Below are 24,249 nucleotides of genomic sequence, written 5' to 3'. Positions count from 1 at the left end.
CACAGGAGAATTTTCAATGAGCAACTTCCAGCTTCCGATCGGGTCGCAGGCGCCTGGGATGCAGTCGCGGCTCCAGCTGCCGCAGTCGCGGTACGTCCTGCCCTCGTACGTCGAGCGCACCAGCTACGGCATCAAGGAATCGAACCCGTACAACAAGCTGTACGAAGAGCGCCAGATCATGCTCGGCGTGCAGATCGACGACGCGTCGGCGAACGACGTCATGGTCCAGCTGCTGCACCTCGAGCACGAGGACCCGGACCGCGACATCATGATCCTGATCAACTCGCCCGGTGGCTCGTTCACCGCGCTGATGGCGATCTACGACACGATGCAGTACGTCCGCCCCGACATCGTCACCATGTGCATCGGCCAGGCCGCTTCGGCCGCCGCGGTGCTGCTGGCGGCCGGGACCCCCGGCAAGCGGTTCACGCTGCCGAACTCGCGGGTGCTGATCCACCAGCCCGCGACCGAGGGCACCTACGGCCAGGTTTCGGACCTGGAGATCCAGGCCAACGAGATCCAGCGGGTGCGGCGCCAGATGGAGGTCATCCTGGCGAAGCACACGAAGAAGGAAGCCGACGACATCAAGAAGGACATCGAGCGCGACAAGATCCTGACGGCCGACGAGGCCAAGGCGTACGGGATCGTCGACGAGGTTCTCGAGTACCGCAAGGCCTCGAGCAGCTGATCGCGGGAGGGGCCCGGTGCGTGTCGGGAGACGACACGCACCGGATCCCTGGTCTAAGGTCAGCTTCTGGCGTGCTCAGATGTGACGTTGGTTCTCCCGCCGGCGGCATCGGGCGGGTACCGTCAGTGGCAGTGTGTGAGGCTCCGAGCGGTCATCCGTGACCGGGGCGGTAAGACAGTCAGGCGCGTATCGCGCCGGAGGGGACGAGGTCAACGGCCATGGCACGGATCGGTGACGGCGGCGACCTGCTGAAATGTTCTTTCTGCGGCAAGAGCCAAAAGCAGGTGAAGAAGCTCATTGCCGGCCCCGGGGTCTACATCTGCGATGAGTGCATCGATCTCTGCAACGAGATCATCGAAGAGGAACTGGCCGAAGCCGGTGAGGTCAAGCTCGACGAGCTGCCCAAACCCGCCGAAATCCACGAGTTCCTCGAGCAGTACATCATCGGCCAGGACGACGCGAAGCGTTCGCTGGCCGTGGCGGTGTACAACCACTACAAGCGTGTGCAGTCCGACGACAAGGCCGGGCCGAAGGATTCCAAGGACGAGACCGTCGAACTGGCGAAGTCCAACATCCTGATGCTCGGGCCGACGGGTTGCGGCAAGACCTATCTGGCGCAGACGCTGGCGAAGATGCTGAACGTCCCGTTCGCGATCGCGGACGCCACGGCGCTCACCGAAGCCGGCTACGTGGGCGAGGACGTCGAGAACATCCTGCTCAAGCTGATCCAGGCGGCGGATTACGACGTCAAGCGCGCCGAGACGGGCATCATCTACATCGACGAGGTCGACAAGATCGCCCGGAAGTCGGAGAACCCGTCGATCACGCGTGACGTGTCGGGCGAGGGTGTTCAGCAGGCGCTGCTGAAGATCCTCGAAGGCACCACCGCGTCGGTGCCGCCGCAGGGCGGCCGCAAGCACCCGCACCAGGAGTTCATCCAGATCGACACGACGAACGTGCTGTTCATCGTGGCCGGCGCGTTCGCCGGGCTGGAGAAGATCATCAACGAGCGGGTCGGCAAGCGCGGCCTCGGTTTCGGCGCGGAGATCCGCACCAAGGCCGAGATCGACGAGAGCGACATCTTCTCCGACACCATGCCGGAGGACCTGATCAAGTTCGGGTTGATCCCGGAGTTCATCGGCCGCCTCCCGGTCGTGGCGACGGTGACCCACCTGGACAAGGAGTCGCTGGTCAGCATCCTGACCACGCCGCGCAACGCGCTGGTGAAGCAGTACAAGAAGCTCTTCGAGATGGACAACGTCGAGCTGGAGTTCACCAAGACCGCGCTCGAGGCCATCGCCGACCAAGCCGTGCTCCGCGGCACCGGCGCCCGTGGCCTGCGCGCGATCATGGAAGAGGTCCTGCAGCCGGTCATGTACGACATCCCCAGCCGCGACGACGTCGCGAAGGTCGTCATCACCGAGCAGACCGTCCGCGAGAACGTGAACCCGACGATCGTGGCGCGTCAGCCGTCACGCCGTCGTGGCAACGAGCGCGGCGAGAAGTCAGCCTGACAAAAGCACGTCAGCGTCAACGATGCCCCGGCCGGAGCCTTCCGGCCGGGGCATCGGTTTCTCCGGCCAGGTCCGGCCGGTGACCGGACCGAGATAGGATGCGATGGTGCCGCTGACTCCCACGAAGGACGAGAACGAGGCTCCCGAGCTGGAAGCCGCGAGTCCACGCGAGGTCAGGGGACTCGTCGAACTCACCGAACGCATCGTCGTCGGGGCGTATCGAGGGCATCCGTGGATCCCGCGCGCGCTCACGATCGCGCTGGGCGTGCTGGTGGCGACCTGCCTGGTGGCCGGTGTCGTCCGGTTGTCGCCGCTTCCGCTGATCCCGCTGCCGTTCTTCGCCGTCTCGGCGTACGCGCTCGTCCGGATCAAGACGGCGCGAAGCGCGGAGGCAAACTCTTCACTCGTCGCCTGGACAGGACTCTTCACCGGTGCGACGCTCGCCGGATTCTGGTTGATCTCGATGGCGGGACGCTGGCTCGGCTGATCGGCCCGCACCATTTTCGGATTTCCCTCCGTTAGCGGGGTTTCAGAACCGCTCCAACGGGGTAAGACGAGTCCGTGACAGTCACCGCGGGTCCCTTCACCCACGTGGGCCTGCTCTACTCCGGTGACACCGAGTACCTGGACGGAACGATTCCGTACATCCTCGAGGGCTTGAAGCTCGACGAGCCGGTCGCGGTCGCCGTCCCGGGCCGGAACCTGACGCTGATCGAAGACGCGCTGGGCGATTCCGCCGCCGAGGTCGAGCTCATCGACATGACCGAAGCGGGCCGTAACCCGGGCCGCATCCTTCCCGGCGTGCTGCTCGCGTTCGCCGACAACCGGCCGGGGCCGGTCCGGATCATCGGCGAACCGATCTGGGCGGGCCGGTCGCCCCTCGAATACCCGGCGTGTGCCCAGCACGAGGCGCTGATCAACTTCGCGTTCGGCGACCGCGACCTCAGCATCCTGTGCCCGTACGACCGGACCAGGCTCGAAGACGGCGTCCTCGCCGACGCCGAGCGGACCCACCCGATCCTCTCCGGCGCCGACGGCGACCGCCGCAGCGAGGGTTACGCCCCCGACGCGGTCGTCGAGCAGTACAACCTGCCGCTGCCCGAACCGGTCGTGGCCGACGCGTTCCGGTTCGATCTCGCCAGGCTCAGCGCGGTGCGGCACTTCGCGCAGGTGCGGGCCGAGGAGAGCGGGCTCGCCCCGAACCGGGTGGAGGATCTCGTGCTCGCCGTGGCGGAACTGTCCGCCAACAGCGTGCTGCACGGTTCGGGCCAGGGTGTCGTCCGCGTCTGGCGCGACGAGGACCACGTGCTCTGCGAGGTCATCGACGAAGGCACCCTGAGCGATCCGCTGGCGGGCAGGCGGCCCGCCACCGCCGGACAGATCGGCGGACGCGGTCTGGTGCTGGTGAACCAGGTCGCCGATCTCGTCCGGCAGTACCTGAGACCGGGCTCGACCGTGACCAGGATCTTCTTCCGCGTCTGAGCGCTCAGGCGTTCTTCGGGACGTGCTTGCCGAGGAACGCGACCAGGCTCGGCACGACGGTGCGGTTGAACGTGTCGCCGTGTTTGCCGCGCGCCGTGTGCGCGACCATGGGCCGCGCTTCGGAGATGAACTTCCGCACCCCGCCGATGAACGGATCTTCGGTGCCGCACCAGATCCCGGTCGGCACCTTCTTAGTGACGTCGATGTGGCGCAACGGGTCCAGCGAGCCCCAGTCGGTGGCGTCGCGGAACGCGCGCCGTTTGCTCATCTCGGCCCACGACGTCATCAGCGCGGGCGCGAGCGCCGCGACCGCGGCGGGCGGGCGACGGCGTTCGAGACGGCGCCGCGTGTAGAGCAGCGCGCCGAAACCGCCCATCGAAAGCCCGGTGGCGGCGAACGGCAACCCGTCCCGGCCGCCGAGGCCGCGGGCGGCAAGCCAGCGGGGGACCTCTTCGAGCAGCATCGCCATCGGGTTGTCGCCGGGCTGGTTCTCGTGCCAGTAATGGTCGCCACCGTCGACCGCGACGAACCCGTATGGGGGCACCGCCTTACGGGCGACCTCGCTGCTGAGTTGCTTGAGCAGCCCGGTGGGGGCCGCGTGCCGCGCGGTGCCGTGGAGGCCGTGGAGCATCAGCGACATCGGCAGGCCCTTGGGCGGTGCCTTGGTCGGCAGCATGAGCACGAGGTCGACCTCGCGCCCGCGGGCTTCGGAATAGACACGCTCGACGCGGGGGCTACCCAGCTGGGTCGCCGGGGTCGGCGACGCGACGCCGAGTGCCCGTTGGAGCGCCTCACTGAACGGCAGGGCTCCGGTGGCCGTTCCGGCGGCGAGCCCGGCGACGCCGAGACCGGAGGCGCCGGCGATCAGCACGGACCGGCGGCTCAGCCAGCGACGGGCGCCGTCCACCCCCGGCAGCGTCGTGTGCCCCTGATCGTCCTCGTTCACCGATCCCCGTTCCCCCGTTTGCTTCCACCAGGTCAGACGCACGTTTCCGCTGGAAGGTTGCACATGTCACCGACCTGTGACCGGGGTATCGCCGGATCAGGTGCCGATGTTTCCCTCTTTCGCGCGCCATGCCTCGATCGAGATCCGCGCGGACCGCGTCGCGGCCTCGTAAGTGTCGCCGAGACCCACGCCGAGGGCGGTGGCCAGGGGAATCAGGATGTGGTCCACACCATTCCCGCTGTCGCCGAAGTGGCCGGCGACCTCCAGCGTGATGTAGCCGTGCACGGCGCTCCAGAGCTGGGCGGCGACGTCGAACTCCGGGGCCGGCCGGAACCGGCCCGCGTCGATCACGCGTTTCGCGGCACGGACGAGGTAACCGAAGGCCTCGATGCCCTCGTCGCTGAGGCTCTCGCGGGTCTCCTTGCTGGTCATGTCGACCAGTGCCGCCTTCTGCCCGTTGGGCTGGCTCTGGCCGAAGGTCACGGCGTAGAGCTGCGGGTTGTCCACCACGGTCCGCCGGTACGCCAGCGCCAAGGTGAGGATGTCGGCCGCCGGGTCGGCGGTTTCCCGGACCTCGCCCAGATTCGCCGACAGCCGCCGGAATCCCTCGCGCGCGACCTCGTCCACCAGTGCGCCCATCCCGCCGAAGTGGGTGTACACGGCCATGGTCGACGCGCCGATCTCCGCCGCCAGCTTGCGGGCCTGCAGTGCCTCCGGGCCGCCGTCCGAGAGCAGCCGGATCGCCGCTTCGACCAGTTTCGCCTTGACCTCGGTGGCGGAGGGTTTCGGTGACATGCTTGCCAGTATTCCATAACCCTGTTATAAATGTATCCATAACTGTGTTATATCCGTCGCTAGGGGGCCTTTGATGGGCAACAAGTTCCTCCAGGGCAACTTCGCCCCGGTCAGCCGTGAACACACGATCACCGAACTGAGCGTCACCGGGCACATCCCGGAGTACCTGGACGGGCGCTACCTGCGGAACGGGCCGAATCCGCTGTCCGAAGTGGACCCGGAGGCCTACCACTGGTTCATGGGCGACGGCATGGTGCACGGCGTCCGGCTGCGTGACGGCCGCGCCGAGTGGTATCGCAACCGCTGGGTGCGCAACCCCCGGCTGTCGCGGCAGATCGGCGAACGCTGGGAAGACGGACCGGTCTCCGGGGTCTCCTCCCTCGGGGCCAACACGAACGTGATCGGCCACGCCGGCAAGACCCTCGCGTTGATCGAAGGCGGGGCCACCAGCTTCGAGCTCACCGACGAACTCGACACTGTCGGCGCCTGCGACTTCGACGGCACCCTTCCCGGTGGCTACACCGCGCATCCGAAGCGTGATCCGGAGACCGGCGAACTGCACGCCGTGTCGTACTTCTTCGGTCAGGGCAACAAAGTGCAGTATTCGGTGATCGACGCCCGAGGCCGCGCGCGGCGCAAGGTGGACATCGAGGTCACCGGTTCGCCGATGATGCACGACTTCTCCCTGACCGAGAAACACGTCGTCTTCTACGACCTCCCGGTCACCTTCGACACCGAACAGGCCGTCGCCGCGTCCGTCCCGCCGTTCCTGCGCACTCCCGCCCAGCTGGTGCTGTCCGCGCTCGTGGGCAAGGTGAAGGTGCCGGATCCCCTCAGCGCGAGGCTGCGTCAGCGGATCTCGGGCAACTCCGGCCTGCCGTATCGCTGGAACCCGAAGTACCCGGCACGGATCGGGGTCATGCCGCGAGAGGGCGGCGACGGCGACGTCCGCTGGTTCGAGATCGAGCCGTGCTACGTGTTCCACCCGATGAACGCCTACGACGACGGCGACGACATCGTCCTCGACGTCGTCCGCCACCCGAAGATGTTCGACACCGAGTTGCTCGGTCCCGCCGAAGGGCCGCCGACCCTGGACCGCTGGACCATCGATCTGACCGTCGGCAAGGTCGTCGAGGAACGCCTCGACGACCAGGGCCAGGAATTCCCGCGCGTCGACGAGCGGCTGGTCGGGCGACGGCACCGCTTCGGCTACTCGGTGTCCACAAGGGACGGATCGGCGTCCTCGGGTTCCTTGCTGAAGCACGATCTGTGGAACCGGTCGGTCGCTTCGAGGGAATTCGGCGAGGGCAGCCAGGTCGGGGAGTTCGTGTTCGTCCCGTCCTCAGTGGACGCCGGTGAGGACGAGGGCGTGCTGATGGGTTTCGTCTACGATCCCGCGACACAGAAGAGCGACCTGACGATCCTGGACGCGGGAACGCTGGAGACCGTCGGTGCCGTGCATCTGCCGGACCGGGTGCCCAACGGTTTCCACGGTAACTGGGTGGGCACCGACTGAAGGCGCTCGGCCGCTGACGTGCCGTGGCGAGTGTCGCGAAAGTGGCTTTCGCGACACGGGCCCCGGTCCAGGGTCAGGCGAGCCCGAGCACCCGCTGTTCGCCGGTGTAGAGGTTCATGCTCTCGCCGCGCAGGAAACCGATGAGGGTCATGCCGTTCTCGTCGGCCAGTTCCGCGGCCAGCGACGACGGCGCGGAAACGGCCGCCAGCAGGCCGATCCCCGCCATGGCGGCCTTCTGCACCAGTTCGAACGAGGCGCGTCCGGACACCAGCAGGCCGGCGTCCGACGCGGGGATCCGGCCTTCCTGCAGTGCCCAGCCGAGGACCTTGTCGACGGCGTTGTGCCTGCCGACGTCCTCGCGGACGACGGCGAGGTTCCCGTCGCCGTCGAACAGGGCGGCCGCGTGCAGCCCGCCGGTGCTGGAGAAGACCTTCTGATGCGTGCGCAGCGTGTCCGGGAGCTTCGCCAGCACGTCCTTGCTCACGGTGAATCCGGACTTCTCCGGTGAAAACCGGCTTTTGAGCTTCACCGCGTCGAGCGCGGCCTTGCCGCAGACGCCGCACGAGGACGTGGTGTAGAAGTTCCGCTCGACGCCCGTCTCCGGTGGCGCGACACCTTCGGCCAGCGCGATGTCCAGGACGTTGTAGGTGTTGCGCCCCTGGTCGTCGACGCCGTCGCAGTACCGGGCGACCGCGACGTCCTCGCGGGAGGCGAGCACGCCCTCGGACAACAGGAACCCGTGCGCCAGTTCGACGTCGTTACCGGGTGTCCGCATGGTGACCGCGAGTGCCTTGCCGCCGACGCGGATCTCCAGCGGTTCTTCGGCCGCGAGCGAGTCGGGTCGTCGCACGTCCTTCGTCGCGGAGATCATCCGCACCGGACGCCGCACCGTCACCCTGCCCACGTGTGGTCCACCCTTCTGACCGATTGCTCGACGCCGAAACATTCAACACCTGAGTACTGCAACGTCGGGAATTAAGTAATACATTCCCAGTGCACATCCCCAGAGTACGGAGGCGCCGGATGGCTGTCGGCTTCCTGGACCGTTCCCGCATCGTCGCATCACCGGGCTGGAGCCGCTGGCTGATCCCTCCCGCCGCGCTGGCCGTCCACCTGTCGATCGGGCAGGCGTACGCGTGGAGCGTCTTCAAGGCGCCGCTGGAGAAGACCCTCGGGCTCACCGGCACGCAGAGCGCGCTCCCGTTCCAGCTCGGGATCGTGATGCTCGGGCTCTCGGCGGCCTTCGGCGGGACGCTGGTCGAGCGAAACGGGCCGCGCTGGGCGATGTTCGTCTCGATGGTCTGCTTCAGCTCGGGCTTCCTGATCTCGGCGCTGGGTGTCGCGACGTCGCAGTACTGGCTCGTCGTCCTCGGCTGGGGCGGGATCGGCGGCATCGGGCTCGGGATCGGCTACATCTCGCCGGTGTCGACGCTGATCAAATGGTTCCCCGACCGGCCGGGGATGGCCACCGGTATCGCGATCATGGGCTTCGGCGGCGGCGCGCTGATCGCCTCCCCGTGGTCGACGCAGATGCTGGGCGGCTCGCCGTGGTCGATCGGGACGGTCGCGACGGCCTTCCTCGTGCACGGCCTGGTCTACGCGGTCTTCATGAGCCTGGGCATCCTGCTGGTGCGGGTCCCCGCAGACGACTGGAAGCCGAAGGGCTGGACGCCGAAGACCGACCACGGCAACGCGATGATCACCACCGCGAACGTGTCGGCGCGCAACGCCATCAAGACGCCGCAGTTCTGGCTGCTCTGGGTGGTCCTGTGTTTCAACGTGACCGCGGGGATCGGCATCCTGGAGAAGGCGGCGCCGATGATCGCGGACTTCTTCCGCGAGACGTCGACGCCGGTCGGCACCGCCGCCGCGGCCGGGTTCGTCGCGCTGCTCTCGCTGACCAACATGCTCGGCCGGTTCGTCTGGTCGTCCACTTCGGACCTGGTGGGGCGCAAGAACATCTACCGCCTCTACCTCGGTGTCGGCGCACTGCTGTACCTGGTGATCGCGTTGACCACCAACGCTTCGAAGCTCGTGTTCGTCCTGTGCGCCATGCTGATCCTGTCGTTCTACGGCGGCGGCTTCGCGACCGTGCCCGCGTACCTGAAGGACCTCTTCGGCACCTACCAGGTGGGCGCGATCCACGGCAGGTTGCTGACCGCCTGGTCGATGGCAGGCGTGCTCGGGCCGCTCATCGTCAACGCCATCTCCGACAGCCAGAAGGCGGCGGGCAAGGTCGGCCCCGACCTCTACACGACGTCGCTGTTCATCATGATCGGCCTGCTGGTGGCCGGTTTCGTCGCCAACGAACTGGTGCGCCCGGTCAACCCGAAGTTCCACGAGCCGGCGCCGTCCGGCGAGCCCGCGAGGAGCGAGACCCGATGACCGAACAGGCTCCCGAACGCCGCCGCACCGGGTTGATGGTCTTCGCCTGGCTGTGGGTCGCGCTCCCGTTCGCCTACGGCGTCTACGAACTGTTCCGCAAGATGGTCCAGCTCTTCGGCGGCTGAGTGGTCACGTCCGGAAGCCTGTCGGGGGTCTCGAACTTCGGACGTGACCACTAGGGTCGGCCCGTGGGAATTCTGGTCACCGGGGCGTCGCGCGGCATCGGCCGTGCGATCGCGCGGGCCTTCGCGGAAAAGGGCGACCGTGTCGCCGTCCATTACGCCTCGAACCGGGAGGACGCCGAGCGGACGCTCGCCGGGCTGCCGGGTTCCGGCCACGGGCTCGTCCAGGGCGACCTCTCGGATCCCGAAGTGGCCCAACGGGTCGCCGACGAAGCCGAGGCACTGGCCGGCGGTGTCGACGTCCTGGTGAACAACGCCGCCTACGCGCCGTCCGCGGCGGCGGCCCATCCCGTCGCCGAAGTGTCCTATGCGGACTGGCAGCGGATCTGGCGGCGGATGGTCGACGTCAACGTGCTCGGCACCGCGAACGTGACCTACTGCGTGGCCCGGCACATGATCGAGCGCGGCGCGGCGGGCCGGGTGGTCAACATCGGTTCGCGGGGCGCCTTCAAGGGTGAGCCCGAGTTCCCGGCCTACGGCGCGAGCAAGGCCGCGCTGCACTCGCTCGGACAGTCGCTCGCCGTCGCCCTCGCCCCGCACGGGATCGAGGTGACCTCGGTCGCACCCGGCTTCACCGCCACCGACCGGGTCGCGGCGAAGGTCGAAGGCGCCAGCGGCGAGAGCCCGTTCGGCCGGGTCGGGACGCCGGAGGAGGTCGCGGCGGCGGTGCTCTACCTCGCCTCCGCCGACGCCGCATGGGCGTCCGGCGCGATCCTCGACCTGAACGGCGCGTCGCATCTGCGGATGTGAAGTGGCTCACCCTTGCAGCAATCACGGCCTCCCGTGCGTCTTAGGGAGGTGCACAAGCTGGGGAAGGTCCTGGTCGCCGCGATGGCGGTGGCGGTGTTCGGCGGGACCGCGTACGGATACACGACGCTGGAGTCGCTCGAAGGCGTCACCCGCGAAGACGTGATCGAAGCGCCGGACCCGGGGGAGCAGCCCGCCGACGGTTCGCTGGACATCCTGCTGGTCGGGCGCGATTCGCGGACCGACGAGCACGGTAACCCGCTGTCCCCGGAGATGCTGCGCGAGCTGCGCGTGGGTGCGAACGGCGACGACCTGACGGACACGCTTATCGTCCTCCGCATCCCGAACGGCCAGAAGGCGGTGAAGGCCTTCTCCATCCCGCGCGACTCTTGGGTCGCGGAGCCGGGGACGAAGGACAAGACCAAGATCAACGGGATCTTCGGTCACGCCAAGTTCGCTTCGGCGAGTGCACAGCGCACGGCGGGCAAGACCGACAAGGCGGAGATCGACAAGGTGGCGATCACGGCCGCGCGGAAGGCGACCTTGAAGGCGGTCGAGGACCTCACCGGTGTCAAGATGGACCACTTCGCCGAGGTCAACCTGCAGAGTTTCTACGACATCAGCAAGGCCGTCGGCGGGGTCGAGGTGTGCTTGAAGAGGGACACCAAGGACATCAAGTCCGGGGCGAACTTCAAGGCGGGGAAGCAGACGATCCAGGGCGCCGACGCGCTGGCCTTCGTGCGCCAGCGCGAGGACCTGCCTCGCAGCGACCTCGACCGCGTCCGCCGTCAGCAGGTGTTCCTCGCGGGACTGGCGAAGCAGGTGCTCTCCGCCGGAACTCTCGCCAACCCGGCCCGCCTCTCCGAACTGATCGACGCGGTGAAACGTTCCGTCGTGCTCGACGGCTCGTGGGATCTGCTCGACTTCGTCCGGCAGATGCGGGGCGTCTCCGGCGGCGGGATCGCCTTCGACACGATCCCGGTGGTCAACCCCGACTACCGCTACAACCCCAGGCAACCGACCGCGACCGCCGTGCAGGTCGACCCCGCGCAGGTGCGCGCCTTCGCCGCCTCGCTGATCGGCGTCCAGCCCGCGACGCCGCAGGCGCCCGCCGGCCCCAAGGTCGACGTCGTCAACGCGAGCGGCAAGGACGGCCTGGCCGCTCGCGTTTCGGATCTACTGGCGGAGAAGGGATTCGGCAAGGGCGAGACGACGGCCGATGCCGGACGGCGGACCTCCGTCGTCCGGTTCAGCGACGCGTCCGGCCCCGCCACGGAGATCGCGAAACTGCTCGGCGGTCTGGAAACCGAGAAGGCCGCTTCCGTCGCGGCCGGCCATGTCCAGGTCGTGCTCGGACAGGTCTACAAGGGACCGGGCGTATCCGCGGGCGGCGGGGCGGCCGGGGTCCGGACCGACCAGCCCATCACCTCCGAAGACACCGAGTGCATCAACTGAGGGTCAAGCCACCGGTTCCAGCCGCACCACGATCGCCTTCGACACTGGGGTGTTCGACTTGTCCGCCACCGAATCCAGTGGCACCAAGGCGTTCGCCTCGGGGAAGTACGCCGCCGCGCAGCCCTTCGCCGTCGGATAGGAGACCACCCGGAACCGCGGGGCCCGGCGGTCGCCGTCCCGCCATTCCGAGACGAGGTCGACCATCGCGCCGTCGGTCAGCCCGAGCGAGACCAGGTCTTCGGGGTTGACCAGCACCACGCGCCGGGCGTCCTCGATGCCGCGGTAGCGGTCGGAAAGACCGTAGATCGTGGTGTTGTACTGATCGTGGCTGCGCATCGTCTGCAACAGGAGCCTGCCGTCGGGCACCTGCGGGTACTCGAGCTCGGAGGTGGTGAAGTTCGCCTTGCCGTTGGCGGTTCCGTTGAACTGCCGGGAATCGCGCGGCGCGTGCGGCAGGACGAAGCCGTCGGGCTCGCGCACCCGGGCGTTGTAGTCGTGGCAACCGGGGACGACACGGGCGATCCGGTCGCGGATGAGGTCGTAGTCGGCGTGGAAGTCCCGCCACGGCACGGCATGTCCGGGACCGAACAGCGCTTCCGCGAGATGGCAGACGATCGCGACCTCGGAGAGCAGCTTTTCACTGGCCGGGGCCAGCCTGCCGCGTGAGGTGTGCACCTGCGACATCGAGTCCTCGACGGTGACGAACTGCTCGCCGCCGGTCTGGACGTCGCGTTCGGTGCGGCCGAGGGTGGGCAGGATCAGCGCGGTCTTGCCGGGGACGACGTGCGAGCGGTTGAGCTTCGTCGACACGTGCGCGGTCAGCGAGCACGACTTGAGCGCCTTCTCGGTCAGCTCGGTGTCCGGGGTGGCGGAGGCGAAGTTGCCGCCGACGGCGAAGAAGACCTTGCCCTTGCCGTCCCGCATCGCGCGGATCGCGGCGACCGTGTCGTAACCGTGCTCCCGGGGGACCTCGATGCCGAACTCGGCGTCGAGACTGTCCATAAAGGACTCCGGCATCTTCTCCCAGATGCCCATCGTCCGGTCGCCCTGGACGTTGGAGTGCCCGCGCACCGGGCACAGTCCCGCGCCCGGCTCGCCGATCATGCCGCGCACCAGTGCCAGGTTCGCGATCTCGGAGATCGTCTGCACCGCGTGCTTGTGCTGGGTCAGGCCCATCGCCCAGCAGTAGATGGTCCGCTCCGACGTCGCGATCATCCGCGCCAGCCGCTCGATCTGCTCACGCGGCAACCCGGTCGCGGCGCCCACTTCGGTCCAGTCGATCTCCCGCAGATGCTTCGCGTAGTCCTCGAAGCCCTCGGTGGACGACTCGACGAACGCGCGATCGACGATCGTGCCGGGGGTCTCCCGTTCCCACTTCAGCAGCAGATGACCGATCGCCTGGAACAACGCGAGGTCGCCGCCGAGCCGGATCTGCGCGAACTCGTCGGCCAGCGGGGTTCCCTTGCCGATCACGCCACGGACGTTCTGCGGGTTCTTGAACCGCATCAGGCCGGCTTCGGGCAGCGGGTTGACCGCCATGATCTTGGCGCCGTTGCCCTTGGCCTCCTCCAGCGCGGAGAGCATGCGCGGGTGGTTGGTGCCGGGGTTCTGGCCGACGACCACGATCAGGTCGGCCTTGTGGATGTCGGCGAGCGACACCGAGCCCTTGCCGATCCCGGTCGTGGCCGCGAGGGCCGCGCCGGACGACTCGTGGCACATGTTGGAGCAGTCCGGGAGGTTGTTGGTGCCGTAGGAACGCACGAGCAGCTGGTAGAGGAACGCGGCCTCGTTGCTGGTGCGGCCGGAGGTGTAGAAAATCGCCTCGTCCGGGTTCCGCAGCGCGCGGAGCTCGTCCGCGACCAGGGTGAAGGCGTCGTCCCAGGAGATCGGCTCGTAGTGCGACGCCCCCTCGCGCAGGACGAACGGCTCGGTGATGCGGCCCTGCTGCCCGAGCCAGAAGTCCGTCTTGTCCGCGAGATCGTGGATGGAGTGCTCGGCGAAGAACTCGCGGCCGACCCGGCGTTTCGTCGCCTCCTCGGCGACGGCCTTCGCCCCGTTCTCGCAGAACTCCGCGAGCTTGCGGTGCTCGCCGTCGACCTCGCGCGGCTCCGGCCAGGCGCAACCGGGGCAGTCGAAGCCGTCGCGCTGGTTCAGCAGGCGCAGCGTCTTCACCGTGCGCGCGGCGCCCATCTGCTCCATGCCACGCATCAGGGAGACGGCGACCCCGGGGATCCCTGCCGCCCAGCTCTTCGGTTTCCCGACTTCGAGCTGTGTCTCGTCAACGTCGTTCGCGGGTGCTTCGCGGGTCATGGACCCCATCGTGCGCCTTGCCGCCTCCGCGCGCGACCGAGGGGTGTCAGGCGTCGGTGACGAGCCGGGTGATCTGCGATTCGTCCAGCGGGAACCAGGGCGTCTCGTTGACGCCGTGTTCCTGCACCGCGTTCACCGTCACCGCGGCCACGACCAGCACGATCAGGCCGGCGATCGCGGCGATGCCCGGCCACCGGCTCGAACCCGGCGCGGAGTAGCCGCCACCGGAGGAGGCCGCCTTGCGCTGCTTACGGCGCTTCTTCTTGAGTTCCTTCTTCGCACCCAGCCAGGCGTCCAGTTCGGCGTGTTTCTGCCAGTTCGGGTCGACCAGGTCCGGGTGGGTCTCGATCCGCCGGTCCTCTTCGTCCATCTCTGTCCTCTTCCCCAGTGTTTCGGCCCGCTACCCGCAGGTGTCCAGCGACGGCAGGGGTTTCGTCGGATCGTAGGCAGCGGCATCGTCGCCGACGGGTACGCCGACGACCGGTCTGCCCTTGTCAGCGTACTGGGGCGCGAGGATACCCGTCTCGATCGCGTCGCAGGCCATGCGCGACGTGTAGCCCGAACCTTCCCCGATGCCGGGCCCGGCGTCGGCCTCGCGAACGGCGGAGCCTTGCGGAGCACGTAGTCCTGTTCCTCGCGGACGAACGGGACGATGTCCGCCGGTGACCGGGCCTCGTCCGGGCGCGCGTCGAAGGCGTAGGCGACCGCGTAACTCGCGTGGACGATCAACTCGCCCTTGCCGCCGGGCTTCGCCGTGAGTGACCCGGTCATGCGCGGCGGCACCTGCGACAGCCCTTTCGCTCCGATGAGGGTGAAGTACCGATGCCCCGGCGGCACGGTGATCCCGGCGATGCCTTCGCGCCAGTTCGCGGCGGGGGTGCGGTCGAATGGCCGGTCGAGGTCGACGCCGCTGAGCACCGGAGCCACCTTCGGAGGTCATCCGGAGACGGCGCTGCCCCGCATCTGGTTCACGACCACCACCGAGGCCGCGAGCACGGCCACGGTCATGAGCAGGAACAGGACCACGACGTGCCACCGGGACATCCGGAACCGGCGGCGCGGCCGCTGTTTCCGCCGCCGTTCGAGGTCCAGCTTCGCGCCGAGCCGTGCGTCCCGTTCGGCCCGCTTGCGCCATTCCGGATCCATCAGATCCGGATGCGTCTCCAGCTGCCGGTCTTCTACGAGCCCGCCTTCCCCCAGTGCGTGACGACATCCCCTCATCGGCTGGGAACGGCGGGCGTTACGGCCGGTGAGGAACTCGTCGGAGGGGGTTCGTAGACTTGACAACTGTGACCGAGAACGCCCAGCCGCAGCAGACCGACCTTCCGGGTGCCTGGAACCCGGCCGACGAAGAAGCCTCGCTCTACCAGCGTTGGGTAGACGCCGGCTACTTCACGGCCGACCCCACGTCGGACAAGCCGCCGTTCACGGTAGTCATCCCGCCTCCGAACGTGACCGGTTCGCTGCACATCGGGCACGCGTTCGAGCACACCCTGATCGACGCCATCACCCGCTACCACCGCATGCTCGGCGACGAGACGCTGTACCTGCCGGGGATGGACCACGCGAGCATCGCGGTCCACGCGCTGGTCGAGAAGCAGCTCCGCGCCGAGGGCACCAGCCGCCGCGAGCTCGGCCGTGAGGCCTTCGTGGAGCGCGTCTGGCAGTGGAAGAACGAGCACGGCGGCAAGATCCTCGCCCAGATGAAGCGCCTCGGCGAGGGCGTCGACTGGTCCCGCGAGCGGTTCACCATGGACAACGGCCTGTCCAAGGCCGTCAACACGATCTTCAAGAAGCTCTTCGACGACGGCCTGATCTACCGCGCCGAGCGGCTGGTCAACTGGTCGCCGGAGCTGCGGTCGGTGCTGTCCGACGCCGAGGTGAAGCACGAAGAGGTCGAGGGCGAACTCGTCTCCATGCGCTACGGCGACGGCGAGAACGCGATCGTCGTGGCCACCACCCGGATGGAGACGATGCTCGGCGACACCGCCGTCGCGGTCCACCCGGACGACGAGCGCTACACGCACCTCATCGGCACCGAGGTCGAGCTTCCGCTGACCGGGCGCAAGATCCCGATCGTCGCGGACAAGCACGTCGATCCGGAGTTCGGCACCGGCGCGGTCAAGGTGACCCCCGCGCACGACCCGAACGACTTCGAGATCGGCCAGCGGCACGACCTGCCGATGATCACGATCATGGACGAGCAGGGCCGCATCGACGGCACCGGTACCGAGTTCGACGGCATGGACCGGTTCGAAGCCCGTGTCGCGGTGCGGGAGAAGCTGCGCGAGCAGGGCCGCATCGTCGCGGAGAAGCGTCCGTACCTGCACAGCGTCGGGCACTCCGAGCGGTCCAAGGAGCCGATCGAGCCGCGGCTTTCGCTGCAGTGGTTCGTCAAGGTCGGCCCGCTCGCGAAGGCCGCCGGCGACGCGGTGCGCGACGGCCGGGTGAACGTCCACCCGCCGGAGATGGAGAAGCGCTACTTCGACTGGGTCGACAACCTGCACGACTGGTGCATCTCGCGTCAGCTGTGGTGGGGCCACCGGATCCCGGTCTGGTACGGCCCGAACGACGAGGTCGTCTGCGTCGGCCCGGACGAGGAGCCGCCCTCCGGCGAAGGCTGGACCCAGGACCCGGACGTGCTCGACACCTGGTTCTCGTCGGGCCTGTGGCCGTTCTCCACCCTCGGCTGGCCGGAGAAGACCCCGGACCTGAACAAGTTCTATCCGACGTCGGTGCTGGTCACCGGCTACGACATCCTGTTCTTCTGGGTCGTGCGGATGATGATGTTCGGCCTCTACGCCACCGGCGAGGCGCCGTTCAAGACCATCGCGCTGCACGGCATGGTCCGCGACCAGTTCGGCAAGAAGATGTCGAAGACCGCGGGCAACGGTGTCGACCCCATCGAGTGGATGGACCGCTACGGCACCGACGCGCTGCGGTTCACCCTCACGCGTGGCGCCAACCCGGGCACCGACGTCCCGATCGGCGAGGAGTGGGTCGCGGGTTCCCGGAACTTCACCACGAAGCTCTGGAACGCCACCAAATTCGCGATGATGAACGGCGCGGACGCGAACGCCCCGCTGCCCGCCCCGGCCGAACTCACCGAAGCGGACCGCTGGATCCTCGGCAGGCTTGGGACCGTCGTCGACGAGGTCACCGGATACCTGGCGGACTACCAGTTCGCGAAGGCCACCGACACGCTCTACCAGTTCACCTGGACCGAGCTGTGCGACTGGTACCTGGAGCTGTCGAAGGTCCAGGTCTTCCAGGGCGACGAAGCCCGCGTGACGGCGACGCGCGCGGTGCTGGGGCACGTGTTCGACACCGTGCTGAAGCTGCTGCACCCGTTCATCCCGTTCATCACCGAGAAGCTGTGGACGGCGCTGACCGGCCGCGAGTCGCTGGTGATCGCCCCGTGGCCGGTGGCGGACGCCTCGTACGCCGACGCGGTGGCCGACAAGCGGATCGCGGACGTGCAGAAGCTGGTGACCGAGGTCCGCCGGTTCCGCGCGGACCAGGGCCTCAAGCCCAGCCAGAAGGTGGCCGCGCGGCTGTCCGGCGACGGGTTCGCCGAGCTCATCGGACACGACGAGCCGATCCGCGCGCTGGTCCGCCTCACGCAGCCCGAAGATGGCTTCGCGCCGAGCGCGTCGCTCGAGGTCGGGCTGTCGGCCGGTGTCGTCACCGTCGAACTGGACCTGTCCGGCACGGTCGACGTCGCCGCGGAGCGCAAGCGCCTGCAGAAGGACCTCGGCGCGGCGGAGAAGGAACTGGCGCAGGCCGAGGCCAAACTCGGCAACCAGGCCTTCATCGACAAGGCGCCGGAGCCGGTGATCGGCAAGATCCGGGCCCGCAAGGAGACCGCGGTGGCCGACATCGAGCGCATCAACGCCCGGTTGGCGACGCTGCCCGCCTCCTGACGACTGCAATGAAGGGGCCTTTCATAGCAAATTTTGCTATGAAAGGCCCCTTCATTGCACGCGCGGAGGCTCAGCGGAGGTGACGGAGGACCACTCCGGCCACCCCCGCCATCCCGGTGCGGTACGGGTGGTACGCCGCCGCGGCGAGCAGTTTCGTGTGCTGCCCGTTGATCCACGCGGCACCGTTCGGCGCGCAGGCGTCATGTCCGGCGGACGGGCCGAACGTGTCCACGAAGGTCGCCTTGCCGTCGGCGGCGACGGCCTTCTCGATCGCCGAGTTCAACGCCGTCTCGACGTCGTTGAGCCAGGCGTAGTCGCCTTCGGCGAAGGGCAGGATCTTCGGGCAGTAGCCGGATTCCGGCGCGATCCGCGGGTAGCCGACGACGAGCACGTCGGCGCGCGGCGAGCGGGCGTGGATGCCGGCCAGCACCTTCTCGACGTTCTTGCCGGTGTCGGCGATCTTGGCCTTGATGGTGTCGACGCCGCCGACGGTGAACCTGTTCTGGCACGGGCTCCCGGTGGGATCGCTCGCGCGCAGCGTCGGGCAGGTGCCGACCAGCGTGCCGAAGACGCCGTAGTCGTTGCCGCCGATACCGACGGTGACCAGGTCGGTGTTCGCGCGCAGCGCGCTGAACTGCGGCGGGTTGCTGCCGAGGGTCACCCGTTGCCGTTGCGTCATGTTCGTGGTGTCGGCGCCACCGCAGCTGATGTCGGTGAACGAGCGCACCCGCAGCGCCGAGGCGAGGATCGACGGGTAGTTCTGCGTCGACTTGCCGCAGAAGAGCGGGTCGAGGCGGGGGAGCGGGATGAGCGGTCCGGAGGTGTAGGAATCACCCAGCGCGACGTAATTCCGGTAGGACCGCTCGGCGGCGGTGGCCGCCGTGGCGGAGGCGATCAGCAGGACGACGGTCGAGACGGCCGCGAACAGGACACGTCTTAAGCGCATGAGGACCCCGATCTCCGGACTGGATGGCCTCTCAAAAATGAACCGGATCCGGCCGGCCCGGCGCCGCCGATCGGGTGGACGAGCGCCGGTTTCACCCGCTTGGGCTGTCAGATCGGGTGATCGTCTTCCGGCCTGCGGTAGACCAGGAGATAGCGGTAGAAGAGAAGATTCCGCACCTTGCTCCCCGGCAGCAGCCGAGCCGCGTCGCGCCGGACGCGGCTCATCGGCGGGTAGGTCTCCACGATCGGCGCCGTTGGCAGCGGATCCGCCCCGCCGTTGAGCCGGTCGCCCGCGTGCACGACCACCCTGGCCAGCGCGTTGACCGGCGACGCCACGGCGGCGCGTGCGTAGTCGGCGAACGTGCTGGGTCTGCCGAGGCCGAGCACGGCAAGGACACCGCCGGGGACCAGCGCGTCCCGCAGCCTCGTGACCGTGTCGAACGGCACATGGTGGAGTGATGCGAGGCAGGAGATGAAGTCGTACGCGCCCTCCGGCAGCTTCTCGGTGACGACGTCGGCCTGCCGGTACGAGATCGTGCCGGGGCCCGGCGAGCCGGCGGCGCGGGCGAGGTCGATCATCGAAGCGGACCGGTCGATCGCCTCGACGTGCATTCCGGTCGCCGCGAGCCGCCGCGCGAACCGTCCGCCGCCGCAGCCCACGTCCAGCGCCACGCCGGGACCGGGAGGCAGCTGGTCGAGCAGCAGCGGATGGTAGTGGTCGTTGTGGTTGAACCCCATGCGTCGAGAGTGCCAGCAAAAGCCGCACGTAGACTCGGTCCGACAGGTAGCAAGGCTAAGAGGAGAGTTCGTGCCGCGAGGTGACGGCCGGGATTCCGAAGATTTCAGGGAATCCCCGGACCTGGCAGATCTGGACAGTTTCGCCGGTGTCGACGAATTGGGGGCACGCGCCCACGATCCGTCCGACGACACCGACCCGGATCTGGACGCCCCCGACGCCGCGTACCAGGCGGGTGGCGGTGCCGGTGGCGGCATCGGCGGGATCGGGCAGCTGGGGGACAACCTCGCGCTCGGCCCCGTGCCGGACCTCGTCGCCCCGGAGGACGTGGAACTGCACGAACTCGACGACCAGGGCGACGAGTTCGCCCCGGCCGACCCGAACGGGCAGCAGGCGCGCCGCGAGCTGCTCGCCGTCGAAGCCGAGCTGAACCAGCGGTGGCCCGAGACCAAGATCGAGCCGTCCCTCGCCCGGATCGCGGCCCTGGTCAACCTCATGGGTGAACCGCACCGCGGTTATCCGGTGGTGCACGTCGCCGGGACGAACGGCAAGGGTTCGACCACCCGGATGATCGACGCGCTGCTGACCCGCATGGGCCTGCGCGTCGGCCGGTACACGAGCCCTCACCTGCAGCTGGTCACCGAACGGATCGCGCTCGACGGCGCCCCCATCTCCGCCGCCGCCTACGTCGACCTGTACCGCGATGTCGCGCCGTACGTGACCATGGTGGACAACGCGGGCGGACCCGACGCGGTGCCGATGAGCAAGTTCGAGGTGCTCACCGGGATGGCGTTCGCGGCCTTCGCCGACGCACCCGTCGAAGCCGCGGTCGTCGAAACCGGTCTCGGTGGCTCCTGGGACGCCACGAACGTCGTGGACGGTGAGGTCGCCGTCATCACGCCGATCGGCGTCGACCACGTCGAGTACTTCGGCGGCACTCCGGCCAAAGCCGCGGTGGAGAAAGCCGGGATCATCAAGCCCGGCAGCGTCGCGGTCATCGCCGATCAAGACCCCGAAGTGCAGCAGATCCTGCTGGAACGCGCCATCGAGGTCGACGCGAGCGTCGCCCGCGCGGGCAGCGAGTTCGGCGTGATGGAGCGCGAGATCGCCGTCGGCGGGCAGATGCTGAAGCTGCAGGGCCTCGGCGGGGTCTACGACGAGATCTTCCTGCCCCTGCACGGCGCGCACCAGGCGGCCAACGCCGCGCTCGCGCTGGCCGCCGTCGAAGCGTTCTTCGGCGCGGGCAAGGACAGGCAACTGGTCGTCGAGGCCGTCCGCGAGGCCTTCGCCGAGGTCGAGACCCCCGGCAGGCTGGAGCGCGTCCGCGCCGCACCGACCGTGCTGCTCGACGCCGCCCACAACCCCCACGGCGCCAAGGCGCTCGCCACCACCGTCGCCGAGGAGTTCGCCTTCCGTCGCCTCGTCGCCGTGGTCGGCGTGATGGCCGAGAAGGACGCCCGCGGCATCCTCGACGCCCTCGAACCGGTCGTCTCCGAGATCGTCGTCACCAAGAACTCGTCCCCGCGCGCGATGCCGCTCGACGAACTCAACGACATCGCCATCTCGATCTTCGGCGAAGACCGCGTCGTGGCCGAGTCGAGCCTGGACGCCGCGATCGAGACCGCCATCGGCCTCGTCGAGCAGAGCGACGACCCCGAGGAGCCCCTGGCGGGCGGCGGCGTGCTGGTCACCGGCTCGGTCGTCACCGCGGGCGAGGCCAGGACCCTGTTCGGTAAGGAGCCGGCGTGACCGACGAGACCCCGAAACCGCCCGCCAAGGACCCGATGAAGTCCTTCCGTGGCGTGATGGCCGGTTCCCTGATCATGGAGGGCATCACCGTCGCGCTCGCGCTGCCGGTGGTGGCGAAACTCGGCGGCGGCGTCGGCTCGCTGACCGGCTGGTCGGTGATCGTGATCGCGGTCGCGCTGATCGTGCTGTGCGGTTTCCTGAAGAAGCCGTGGGCGGTGCCCGCGGTGCTGGTGTTGCAGGTCGCGCTGATCGCTTTCTTCGTCGCACTGCCCGCCGTGGCGATCCTCGGGGTGGTCTTCCTCGGAATCTGGCTGTGGCTGTTGTGGCTGCGGAAGGACGTGGCGCGGCGGATGGCGGCCGGGATGCTCCCGAGTCAGCAGCAGCAACCGCAGTAGGGCTTCGCGGATGTCATGAAAGGGTCGTTCAGGACAAAAATGTCCTGAACGACCCTTTCATGACATTGGGAGCGCTTACCGCAGTCGCACCACCCGCAGTTCCGGTGACCTCGCGATATCCGCGGCGCAGAACCGGCCCCGCACCCAGCCGCCCTGCGAGTACAACCGCGTCTGGTCGGTGAAATGCGGCGAGGTGACATCGGCCGACTGTGAATACGTCATGATCGTCGAGACGTCCGGGCAGGCCTTGCCGCTGAACCCGACCACCTGCACGTAACTGGATCCGTGCACGACCTCGTGGTTGCCCTTGGCCGGGTCCCACAGCGACGTGATCACGTTGAGCACGCCGAGACCGCCAGGCCCGCCGTGGATCGGGATCCGCTGTCCGGCGCGTGTCACCGCCTGGTGGTCGCCGAGCCTGCCGTCGACGGGGAGTCCGTTGTCGCGGAATTCGGCGAGTGTGTCACCGAAAGCCTTTTGCACGTCGGGATTCCCGGTCGCGAGCGAATGCGGCGTCGTGACCGGCCGGTTCGGGTCGAACGGGACCTGCCAGATGTTCCGAAGGCCGTTGAGCCGGTTTCTGAACCGCTCGAAGAAGAGCGCGCCGCGGCTGTCGAGCCGGAACGTGCGGTCCCAGGCCGAAAGTGTCGCGCAGGCGTTGCCGACGGGCACCGGGCCTGACGCGGACGGAGCCTGCCCTTCCGGGAAGGTCGCGCACATCTTCGCCGTGTCGGCGGCCGCGAGTTCCGCGGTGCGGCTTCGATCGCGGTACAGCATCTCCTTCATCGACGACGGCGTGAAACCCTTGCCCGTCAAGCCTTCTTCGGTGGCGATCAGCGCTTCCCTCGTCCGGTCCGATCGCTGTGTCCCGGTCGTGCCGACGATCCGGGGGAGTGGCGCGATCGGCGCGCGGGCGTTGGAGAGCCAGGCGCTGTCGTTGGCGTTGAGTTCGTAGTCGCGTCGCTGTTGCAGCGGCAGCCGGGACGGCGCGAACAGGCCCGGCTCCAAGGAGCCCGGGTCGGAACCCCAGTCGCATGAGGACTTCGAACCGTCCAAGATGGACAGTCCGGTGCCGGGGAACAGCGCACGGCCCAGCGGGGTGCCGCAGTTCGCCGCCCGATCGTCGGTGACGTGCGGGACGACCTGGATGTCGCTGTACAACGCGTTGCCCGCCCGGTCGGCGGCGACGGTGTTGACCCACGGGACACCTTGGGTGTGCTCGAGCGCCGCGGCGACGTCCTTGGTGCTGCGCGATCCGCTCAGTTCGAACCAGGTGTTCAGTGCGCGCAGATTGCCCGCGTTCCCGTCTCGCAACGCATGCGCGGACGTCGTCGTCCATGGCGTCGGCACGCCGAACGCCGACCCGATCACCTGGCCGTAACGCGTTCCGTAGAAGGTGCGGCCGACCTGCCTGCGCTCGCCGTTCGGCTCCCGGACCTCGACCTTCACCTCGTGCGCGGTCATCTTCTCCGGTTTCCCGTCGACGAGGTACGTCGTCGGGTCGCCGGGTGCCAGCGGTACCTCGAAGAGGCCGAACGTGATGGCTGTCGACACCGTATGCGTCCACGCGACGTCGGCGTTGTGCCCGATCTGCGGCAGCGGGAGCCCCAACAGGCTTCCGCCGGCGACGTCGAACCGGCCGGGGATGGTCAGCTGCGACTGCCAGAACCGGCGTCCGCCTTGCCACGGATAGTGCGGATTCCCGAGCAGCAGGCCGCCGCCGGACTTCGTTCCGTCGCCGCCGATGGCGATGCCGTTGCTGCCGAGCTCACCCGACCCCATGGCCTTGCGGAGTCCGTCGGCGATCTTCGGTGCCGATTCCGGTCCCGCGGCCGGAACGTCCTTTGTGGACGGAGGCTGAGTGCGGACCAGGTCGGCCGCGAGCGCGCCCTGCCCACCCACCGAGGAGATGGCGTACAGGTGCCGGTAGAAGTCCAGCTCGGTGATCGGCCGGACCCAGTCCGCGCCGCCGCACATCGGATCGGTGATCCGCCGCACGCCGGTCCGCTTCAGATACTCGTTGTACCCCGCGACGTATCCGGCGGCGAGTTCCCGGACCTCCGTCCGCGGGCCTTGCGGCGCGGGCCGCGCGAGCAGCCGTTCGATCACGCCGGAATCGTTGATCCGCTGGAAGTGCAGGTCGCTGTCGAGGTTGTTCTTCGCCTCGCTCATCGCCGGATTGCCCTGGCCGCCCGGTCCGAGGTGCGCGGACCGCCGCGCGGAGACCGTCAGATAGGTGTTCGCGAGTTCGCAGATGTTGTCCTTGGCCGCGGCGAACCCGTAGCCGTAGCCGAGCCCGTCGAAGTCCTTCGCGGCGATGTGTGGAATCCCGTACTCGGTGTACGCGATCACCGCCCTCGTGCGGCCCAGCTCGCCCGCCGACGAAACCCCCGTCACCAGGCTCGACGTCGCCAAAGCCGCTGTGAGCAGCACGAGACCACGCTGGAATCTTCGCATCGTTCCCCCATCCGGATCGATCGT

The 24,249-nt window shown here is 68.4% G+C and carries 21 protein-coding genes; 12 read left to right on the top strand and 9 right to left on the bottom strand.

The genetic code is table 11. The features are described from left to right. The first annotated feature begins 16 nt into the window (after positions 1–16). The 4 genes from DL991_RS20540 to DL991_RS20525 all read left to right on the top strand — a co-directional run bounded on the left by DL991_RS20540 (position 17) and on the right by DL991_RS20525 (position 3,684). The gene (locus DL991_RS20540) at positions 17–688 is read left to right on the top strand and encodes an ATP-dependent Clp protease proteolytic subunit (RefSeq protein WP_125785954.1); all 672 of its coding nucleotides are present in this window, start codon (positions 17–19) and stop codon (positions 686–688) included. A 218-nt stretch (positions 689–906) separates the two neighbouring features. After that, complete coding sequence (gene clpX / locus DL991_RS20535; RefSeq protein ID WP_125785953.1) at positions 907–2,202, top strand: ATP-dependent Clp protease ATP-binding subunit ClpX; 1,296 nt, start codon at positions 907–909, stop codon at positions 2,200–2,202. 103 nt (positions 2,203–2,305) lie between these two features. After that, the gene (locus tag DL991_RS20530; RefSeq protein WP_125785952.1) at positions 2,306–2,689 is read left to right on the top strand and encodes a hypothetical protein; all 384 of its coding nucleotides are present in this window, start codon (positions 2,306–2,308) and stop codon (positions 2,687–2,689) included. A gap of 74 nt (positions 2,690–2,763) precedes the next feature. Then, on the top strand, positions 2,764–3,684 hold the full coding sequence (locus DL991_RS20525; protein ID WP_305015727.1) for a sensor histidine kinase: 921 nt from the start codon (positions 2,764–2,766) through the stop codon (positions 3,682–3,684). 4 nt (positions 3,685–3,688) lie between these two features. Here the strand turns inward: DL991_RS20525 and DL991_RS20520 are convergent, their stop codons facing one another. Both DL991_RS20520 and DL991_RS20515 read right to left on the bottom strand, forming a co-directional pair. Then, positions 3,689–4,630, bottom strand: coding sequence for an alpha/beta hydrolase-fold protein (locus DL991_RS20520; RefSeq protein WP_125785951.1), 942 nt, complete (start codon positions 4,628–4,630; stop codon positions 3,689–3,691). A gap of 96 nt (positions 4,631–4,726) precedes the next feature. Next, positions 4,727–5,425, bottom strand: coding sequence for a TetR/AcrR family transcriptional regulator (locus DL991_RS20515; protein WP_125785950.1), 699 nt, complete (start codon positions 5,423–5,425; stop codon positions 4,727–4,729). Positions 5,426–5,498: 73 nt separating this feature from the next. Between DL991_RS20515 and DL991_RS20510 the strand changes: the two genes are divergently transcribed. Beyond that, positions 5,499–6,941: a carotenoid oxygenase family protein gene (locus DL991_RS20510; RefSeq protein WP_125785949.1), complete on the top strand. Its 1,443-nt coding sequence runs from the start codon at positions 5,499–5,501 to the stop codon at positions 6,939–6,941. Between the two features lie 73 nt (positions 6,942–7,014). Here DL991_RS20510 and fdhD read toward each other — a convergent pair whose 3' ends face one another. After that, positions 7,015–7,845, bottom strand: coding sequence for a formate dehydrogenase accessory sulfurtransferase FdhD (fdhD, locus tag DL991_RS20505; RefSeq protein ID WP_125785948.1), 831 nt, complete (start codon positions 7,843–7,845; stop codon positions 7,015–7,017). 119 nt (positions 7,846–7,964) lie between these two features. Between fdhD and DL991_RS20500 the strand changes: the two genes are divergently transcribed. From DL991_RS20500 to DL991_RS20490, 4 genes are all read left to right on the top strand, one after another. Further along, a complete protein-coding gene (locus tag DL991_RS20500) occupies positions 7,965–9,326 on the top strand; it encodes an OFA family MFS transporter (protein WP_125785947.1) in 1,362 nt (453 codons plus the stop codon). Next, positions 9,323–9,451 carry a hypothetical protein gene (locus DL991_RS43765; RefSeq protein ID WP_255431427.1) on the top strand — a complete coding sequence of 43 codons (129 nt, stop codon included), beginning with the start codon at positions 9,323–9,325 and terminating at the stop codon, positions 9,449–9,451. Before DL991_RS20500 ends, DL991_RS43765 begins: the two co-directional genes overlap by 4 nt. A gap of 63 nt (positions 9,452–9,514) precedes the next feature. Beyond that, positions 9,515–10,258, top strand: coding sequence for an SDR family NAD(P)-dependent oxidoreductase (locus DL991_RS20495; RefSeq protein WP_125785946.1), 744 nt, complete (start codon positions 9,515–9,517; stop codon positions 10,256–10,258). Positions 10,259–10,306: 48 nt separating this feature from the next. Continuing rightward, the gene (locus DL991_RS20490; RefSeq protein ID WP_125785945.1) at positions 10,307–11,710 is read left to right on the top strand and encodes an LCP family protein; all 1,404 of its coding nucleotides are present in this window, start codon (positions 10,307–10,309) and stop codon (positions 11,708–11,710) included. A 3-nt stretch (positions 11,711–11,713) separates the two neighbouring features. Here DL991_RS20490 and DL991_RS20485 read toward each other — a convergent pair whose 3' ends face one another. The 3 genes from DL991_RS20485 to DL991_RS43385 all read right to left on the bottom strand — a co-directional run bounded on the left by DL991_RS20485 (position 11,714) and on the right by DL991_RS43385 (position 15,241). After that, a complete protein-coding gene (locus DL991_RS20485; protein WP_125785944.1) occupies positions 11,714–14,020 on the bottom strand; it encodes an FdhF/YdeP family oxidoreductase in 2,307 nt (768 codons plus the stop codon). 46 nt (positions 14,021–14,066) lie between these two features. Next, positions 14,067–14,390: a hypothetical protein gene (locus DL991_RS20480; protein WP_125785943.1), complete on the bottom strand. Its 324-nt coding sequence runs from the start codon at positions 14,388–14,390 to the stop codon at positions 14,067–14,069. A gap of 566 nt (positions 14,391–14,956) precedes the next feature. Continuing rightward, complete coding sequence (locus DL991_RS43385) at positions 14,957–15,241, bottom strand: hypothetical protein (RefSeq protein ID WP_233598918.1); 285 nt, start codon at positions 15,239–15,241, stop codon at positions 14,957–14,959. A gap of 68 nt (positions 15,242–15,309) precedes the next feature. Here DL991_RS43385 and DL991_RS20470 point away from each other — a divergent pair, with 68 nt between their 5' ends. Then, on the top strand, positions 15,310–17,943 hold the full coding sequence (locus DL991_RS20470) for a valine--tRNA ligase (RefSeq protein ID WP_125785942.1): 2,634 nt from the start codon (positions 15,310–15,312) through the stop codon (positions 17,941–17,943). Positions 17,944–18,013: 70 nt separating this feature from the next. Here DL991_RS20470 and DL991_RS20465 read toward each other — a convergent pair whose 3' ends face one another. Beyond that, positions 18,014–18,889 (bottom strand): SGNH/GDSL hydrolase family protein, encoded by an 876-nt coding sequence (locus tag DL991_RS20465; protein WP_125785941.1) that lies wholly within the window; start codon positions 18,887–18,889, stop codon positions 18,014–18,016. Between the two features lie 107 nt (positions 18,890–18,996). Continuing rightward, complete coding sequence (locus tag DL991_RS20460) at positions 18,997–19,626, bottom strand: bifunctional 2-polyprenyl-6-hydroxyphenol methylase/3-demethylubiquinol 3-O-methyltransferase UbiG (protein ID WP_125785940.1); 630 nt, start codon at positions 19,624–19,626, stop codon at positions 18,997–18,999. A 70-nt stretch (positions 19,627–19,696) separates the two neighbouring features. Here DL991_RS20460 and DL991_RS20455 point away from each other — a divergent pair, with 70 nt between their 5' ends. Together DL991_RS20455 and DL991_RS20450 are read left to right on the top strand one after the other, a co-directional pair. Further along, on the top strand, positions 19,697–21,373 hold the full coding sequence (locus DL991_RS20455; RefSeq protein WP_125785939.1) for a folylpolyglutamate synthase/dihydrofolate synthase family protein: 1,677 nt from the start codon (positions 19,697–19,699) through the stop codon (positions 21,371–21,373). After that, positions 21,370–21,768 carry a DUF4233 domain-containing protein gene (locus tag DL991_RS20450; protein ID WP_125785938.1) on the top strand — a complete coding sequence of 133 codons (399 nt, stop codon included), beginning with the start codon at positions 21,370–21,372 and terminating at the stop codon, positions 21,766–21,768. Before DL991_RS20455 ends, DL991_RS20450 begins: the two co-directional genes overlap by 4 nt. Positions 21,769–21,843: 75 nt before the next feature. On the opposite strand, the gene DL991_RS20445 is transcribed toward DL991_RS20450, so the two are convergent. After that, positions 21,844–24,225 carry a penicillin acylase family protein gene (locus tag DL991_RS20445; protein ID WP_125785937.1) on the bottom strand — a complete coding sequence of 794 codons (2,382 nt, stop codon included), beginning with the start codon at positions 24,223–24,225 and terminating at the stop codon, positions 21,844–21,846. Positions 24,226–24,249: the final 24 nt, after the last annotated feature.

Origin of the sequence: Amycolatopsis sp. WAC 01375 (assembly GCF_003947325.1) — a bacterium.
Classification (GTDB): domain Bacteria; phylum Actinomycetota; class Actinomycetes; order Mycobacteriales; family Pseudonocardiaceae; genus Amycolatopsis.
The sequence above is the reverse complement of the archived record's forward strand: the minus strand, read 5'-3'. Positions and strand labels throughout refer to the sequence as shown.